The sequence below is a fragment of the Sulfuricaulis sp. genome, from assembly GCF_049587675.1.
Taxonomy (GTDB): domain Bacteria; phylum Pseudomonadota; class Gammaproteobacteria; order Acidiferrobacterales; family Sulfurifustaceae; genus Sulfuricaulis.
The window spans coordinates 1-4,887 of the sequence record NZ_JBAVEJ010000299.1 but is presented as its reverse complement, the minus strand read 5'-3'; the positions used below and the strand labels follow the sequence as shown (position 1 = coordinate 4,887).

The 4,887-nt window shown below is 59.9% G+C and carries 5 protein-coding genes and 2 rRNA genes; 4 read left to right on the top strand and 3 right to left on the bottom strand.

Features of this window, described 5'->3' with window-relative positions:
- The 3 genes from WB402_RS15340 to WB402_RS15330 all read left to right on the top strand — a co-directional run.
- Positions 1-502, top strand: a 23S ribosomal RNA gene (locus WB402_RS15340); the annotation flags it as partial.
- A 118-nt stretch (positions 503-620) separates the two neighbouring features.
- A 5S ribosomal RNA gene (gene rrf / locus WB402_RS15335) occupies positions 621-736 on the top strand.
- A 428-nt stretch (positions 737-1,164) separates the two neighbouring features.
- The gene (locus WB402_RS15330; RefSeq protein ID WP_424209395.1) at positions 1,165-2,046 is read left to right on the top strand and encodes an endonuclease/exonuclease/phosphatase family protein; all 882 of its coding nucleotides are present in this window, start codon (positions 1,165-1,167) and stop codon (positions 2,044-2,046) included.
- A gap of 6 nt (positions 2,047-2,052) precedes the next feature.
- Here the strand turns inward: WB402_RS15330 and WB402_RS15325 are convergent, their stop codons facing one another.
- Positions 2,053-2,601, bottom strand: coding sequence for a hypothetical protein (locus WB402_RS15325; RefSeq protein WP_424209393.1), 549 nt, complete (start codon positions 2,599-2,601; stop codon positions 2,053-2,055).
- 81 nt (positions 2,602-2,682) lie between these two features.
- Between WB402_RS15325 and dtd the strand changes: the two genes are divergently transcribed.
- Positions 2,683-3,123: a D-aminoacyl-tRNA deacylase gene (gene dtd, locus WB402_RS15320; protein WP_424209391.1), complete on the top strand. Its 441-nt coding sequence runs from the start codon at positions 2,683-2,685 to the stop codon at positions 3,121-3,123.
- 9 nt (positions 3,124-3,132) lie between these two features.
- On the opposite strand, the gene epmA is transcribed toward dtd, so the two are convergent.
- The gene (gene epmA, locus WB402_RS15315) at positions 3,133-4,134 is read right to left on the bottom strand and encodes an EF-P lysine aminoacylase EpmA (protein ID WP_424209389.1); all 1,002 of its coding nucleotides are present in this window, start codon (positions 4,132-4,134) and stop codon (positions 3,133-3,135) included.
- A 4-nt stretch (positions 4,135-4,138) separates the two neighbouring features.
- Positions 4,139-4,702, bottom strand: a complete 564-nt coding sequence (gene efp, locus WB402_RS15310; RefSeq protein WP_424209387.1) for an elongation factor P — start codon at positions 4,700-4,702, stop codon at positions 4,139-4,141.
- Positions 4,703-4,887 lie beyond the last annotated feature (185 nt).

Sequence of the window (4,887 nt, the reverse complement as noted above, 5' to 3'; positions counted from 1 at the left end):
CTGTATGGAAGGGCCATCGCTCAACGGATAAAAGGTACTCCGGGGATAACAGGCTGATACCGCCCAAGAGTTCATATCGACGGCGGTGTTTGGCACCTCGATGTCGGCTCATCACATCCTGGGGCTGTAGCCGGTCCCAAGGGTATGGCTGTTCGCCATTTAAAGTGGTACGCGAGCTGGGTTCAGAACGTCGTGAGACAGTTCGGTCCCTATCTGCGGTGGGCGTTGGAGATTTGAGAGGATCTGTCCTTAGTACGAGAGGACCGGGATGGACGAACCTCTGGTGTTCCGGTTGTCACGCCAGTGGCACTGCCGGGTAGCCAAGTTCGGACGGGATAAACGCTGAAAGCATCTAAGCGTGAAACCCACCTCAAGATGAGATCTCCCCGGGAGTTTAACTCCCCTGAAGGGCCGTGGTAGACCACCACGTTGATAGGCTCCATGTGTAAGCGCCGTAAGGCGTTGAGCTAAGGAGTACTAATTGCCCGTGTGGCTTGACCATATAACACCCAAAACGCCGGGTGTGGGTTCAAGCCAACGCAACATCCCCGCGCTTTTTACATACTGAAACTGCCCGAACATGGGCTGTGGCAAGAAATTGCCACAGCGTAAAAGGTCTGCCTGGCGGCCATAGCGAGCGGGAACCACCCGATCCCATCCCGAACTCGGAAGTGAAACTGCTCAGCGCCGATGATAGTGTGGGGTTCCTCCACGTGAAAGTAGGACACTGCCAGGCTTTTTATAGCAACCCCGTTGGCGTAAGCCAACGGGGTTTTTATTTGGCAGTGGACTACTTGAACGTGGCCACGTGACAAATTTGTCAGGAACAAATAATGGACAGCGGAGCAAAGCGACGCTGGCCCGCAAGGGCCCGGCGCAGGGACGCGCTGGGCAAAGTAGGACACTGCCAGGCTTTTTATTCAAAACCCCGTCGGCGAAAGCTGACGGGGTTTTTCTTTGCTTGTCGCTCGCCGTGCCTGCGACGCCGCAGGGTCACTGCAGATTTCCGGTATTTCCGCCACGCCCATCGGGTTTCTTATTGCCGTCCGTCAGGGTCTGCTTGCGCCGCACGGAAAATCATCTAGGGTTGATGGAAAGGGACGAAGTGCTCGTGGTACGGAAAAGCCTGAAAAATCCTGTCTTCTGTGAGATAATGCAAAAGTAATGAGAGTTCCAGCACGTCGTTTCCCCTCGATAAGTCTGCGTCCCCCGCTGGAAGTATCCTGCACAGGCAAGACCGCCACGCAACGCTTGCGGTTGCTGAGCTACAACATCCAGACCGGGATCGCCGCGAACAGCTACCGGCATTACCTGACGCACAGCTGGAAACATGTTCTGCCCTGTCCCAAGCGCCTCGACAATCTCAGCCGCATCGCCGCGCTGATAGGCGAATTCGACATCGTCGGTTTGCAGGAAGTGGATGGCGGCAGCCTGCGCAGCGGATTTATCAATCAGACGGAATTCCTGGCGATCGAAGGGCGGTTTCCCTACTGGAACGACCAGACTAACCGCAATCTTGGAAAATTCGCCCAGCACAGCACCGGGGTACTGAGCCGGTTGTGCCCGGCCGAAGTGATCGAAGTGAAATTGCCCGGCATGATCCCGGGGCGCGGTGCGCTCACGGTGCGTTACGGGCATGGCGACGATGCGCTGATTCTGGTCATTGTGCATCTGGCGCTCGGAAAGCGGGCGCGCTTACGCCAGGTCCAGTGCATCGCCGAAATCATTCGCGATTACCGGCATGTCATCGTCATGGGGGACATGAATTGCAGCACCGATAGCCATGAGATCGACTGGCTGGTGAAACGTACCTCCTTGCGGGAACCGCCGCATAACCTGCATACGTTCCCGAGCTGGCGCCCGTCGCGCAACCTGGATCAGATCCTGGTGTCACCGTCGCTGGTGGTCGAACGCATCAATGCGCTCAACTGCGCTTACTCTGATCATTTGCCGATCGCCATGGAGGTCATATTGCCCATGACCTTGCCGCGGTATGACGATCAGCGTATACCTGCCGTCCTGCCGCTGGCCGGCGCCGCGGCCTGATGTAATCTAACCCTGCTTTCGCAGTTCCTCCAGAATCATCTCGATCAGTTTCAGCCCCGCCGGGCTCATCCCGCGCGAAAGTTTTTCAACGTCGCCTTCGCCTTGTTCCATTTGCGATAGGGCGGAGGCCAGGCGCGCCATGTCGCCGCCCGCCTGACGCATTTGAATGGCCATGTCCGCCAGAGCCTTTAATGCCTCGACATTGCCATGCCGGCTGGCGGCGATCATCGAGGCCAGGCCCGGCGCGGCATGTTCCGGGTCGGGAGTGGCGTTGAGGTCGGGCAGCGTCTCGGGATTTTGCAGCCCGCGCAGAATCGCCTCCGCAATAGCACGGTCCTCCTCATCGAGGCCCAGCAGCACGCTGGTGTCGCGCTGACCGCCGAGAATGCGCCGGATGGAGCCCACGAGCTGCGTCCAGCCGTTTTCCTCGGACAGTTTCAGGAGTTGTTCCAGTTGCGGCATCAGATCGCGGTTGTGGCAGGTGCGCACCACGGCATGAACCAGGCCGGCGTGAGCGGTCAGGATTTGTTGGTCTTTGTCGGGCAGGGCGGGCATCGCGAAGTCCCTCAAGGCTTTGATGGGGGCGACAAATATACTACGCTTGCGCCGGATGATGTATCGGATGATACCCGCGTCATGATCGGACTTCTGCAGCGCGTGCGCAGCGCCAGGGTTGACGTGGATGGCAAAACCGTTGGGACCATCGGCCAGGGCCTGCTGGTTTTTATCGGCGTCGAGCAGCGCGATGACGAGTCCCGGGCCGACCGGTTGCTGGAACGGCTGCTGGGCTATCGCGTGTTCCCGGATGCGGCTGGCAAGATGAATCTGAGCGTCATGGACATTGGCGGCGGGTTGTTGCTGGTGCCGCAGTTCACGCTCGCCGCGGATACGAACAAGGGCATGCGCCCGAGTTTCACGCCGGCGGCGACGCCGGAGCAAGGCAGGCGTCTGTTTGAATATCTCGTGTATCGCGCGCGAACGCTGTATGCGTCCGTCGCAACCGGCGTGTTTGGCGCCGACATGCAGGTGACGCTTACCAACGACGGCCCGGTGACATTCTGGTTGCGCGTGGAATAGCCGCCTCCATCAGGCGCGATCCACCGGAAAGGCAAGCACCTCCGCAATCGTGCGCGCGCCGGCGGCGAGCATGACCATGCGATCTAAACCCAGCGCCACCCCGGCGCAATCGGGCAGACCATGTGCCAGTGCCGCCAGCAGGCGCTCGTCCAGCGGCACGACCGGCTGGCTATCGGCGGCGCGGGTATGCAACTGCCGCTCAAAGCGGGCGCGCTGTTCATCCGCATCGGCCAGTTCGTGAAAACCGTTCGCCAGTTCAATGCCATTGAGGTAAAGCTCGAAGCGCGCCGCCAGCGGCGGGTCGCCCGGCTGAATGCGCGCAAGCGAGGCTTGGGAGGCCGGGTAGTCATATATAAAGGTTAACCGACCCTGTCCCAGCATCGGTTCGACCACGTGCGTGAGCAGCAAGTCGCGCCACACGGCCAGATCATTTTGTGTCAGCAGCTCAGGCGCTACACCGATATTGCGCGCCTTGGCCACGGCGGCAAAATCCCCGGCCGAAGCCGTGTGCGGATCGAGACCGGCGTGACGCTGGAACGCCTCGCGGTAGGAAAGCCGTTCCGGGGCATCGAGCGACATAGTCGGTGCCAGAAGTCGCGTCACCAGTTCATCGGTTTCGTCCATCAATCGATGGTGATCGAAACCCACGCGATACCATTCGAGCATAGTAAATTCCGGATTGTGCAAACGCCCGGCCTCGCCGTTGCGGAAGACCTTGCATATCTGGTAGATCGAGCCGGAGCCCGCCGCGAGCAGGCGTTTCATCGGAAATTCTGGCGAGGTATGCAGATAGAAAGCCTGTCCGCGTGGAAACCGCGGACCGGTGTAGCGCGTGGTCAGGCTCGCCAGCATCGGGTCGGTGACCGTGGCGGCGGAGAGAATCGGCGTTTCCACCTCGAGCACGCCACGTTCGGAAAAAAATGCCCGGATGCGTTCGAGCAGCCGGGCGCGGAGCTTCAGAACTTCCAGGGCGGCGGTGGGCTGCCAGTCACCGGAAGTATTGTGATTCATCGTTTCAGGCGCGCGAGATGTACTCGCCGGTGCGGGTGTTGACCTTGATGGCCTCGCCTTGTTGCACGAACAACGGCACGCGCACCACGGCGCCGGTTTCGAGCGTCGCCGGTTTGCCACCGCCCCCGCTGGTGTCGCCTTTGAGGCCGGGATCGGTCTCGACGACCTTGAGGATCACCGTGTTCGGCGGCTCGACGGTCAGTGGCACGCCGTTCCACAGCGTGATGATGCATACGTCCTGTTCCTTGAGCCACTTGGCGTTGTCGCCCACGGCGTTTTTATCGGCTGCCATCTGCTCGTAGCTTTGTGGATTCATGAAGTGCCAGAACTGCTCATCACTATAAAGGTACTGCATCTCCACGTCCGCCACGTCCGCGGCTTCGATGGTTTCGCCGGATTTGAACGTGCGTTCGATGGTGCGTCCGTTTTTAAGATTGCGGATACGAACACGATTGAAGGCCTGGCCCTTGCCGGGCTTCACGAACTCGTTTTCGACGATCGAGGCCGGGTCGCCGTCGAGCATTACCTTGAGACCGGCTTTGAATTCATTAGTACTGTAAGTAGCCATCACACACCTTTAATATTGCGTCTGGGAAAAAAGAGCGCGCTATGATACCCGGAAGTTCCGTTTTAAGGCAGGTCCCTGTCTGGCAATCGGTTTTGGCTCGCGCCATCACCGATCCCGCCGAACTGCTGGCGGCCGTGGGTCTGGGCGATGAGTGGCTGCCGGCCGCCACGGCCGCCGCGCGACTG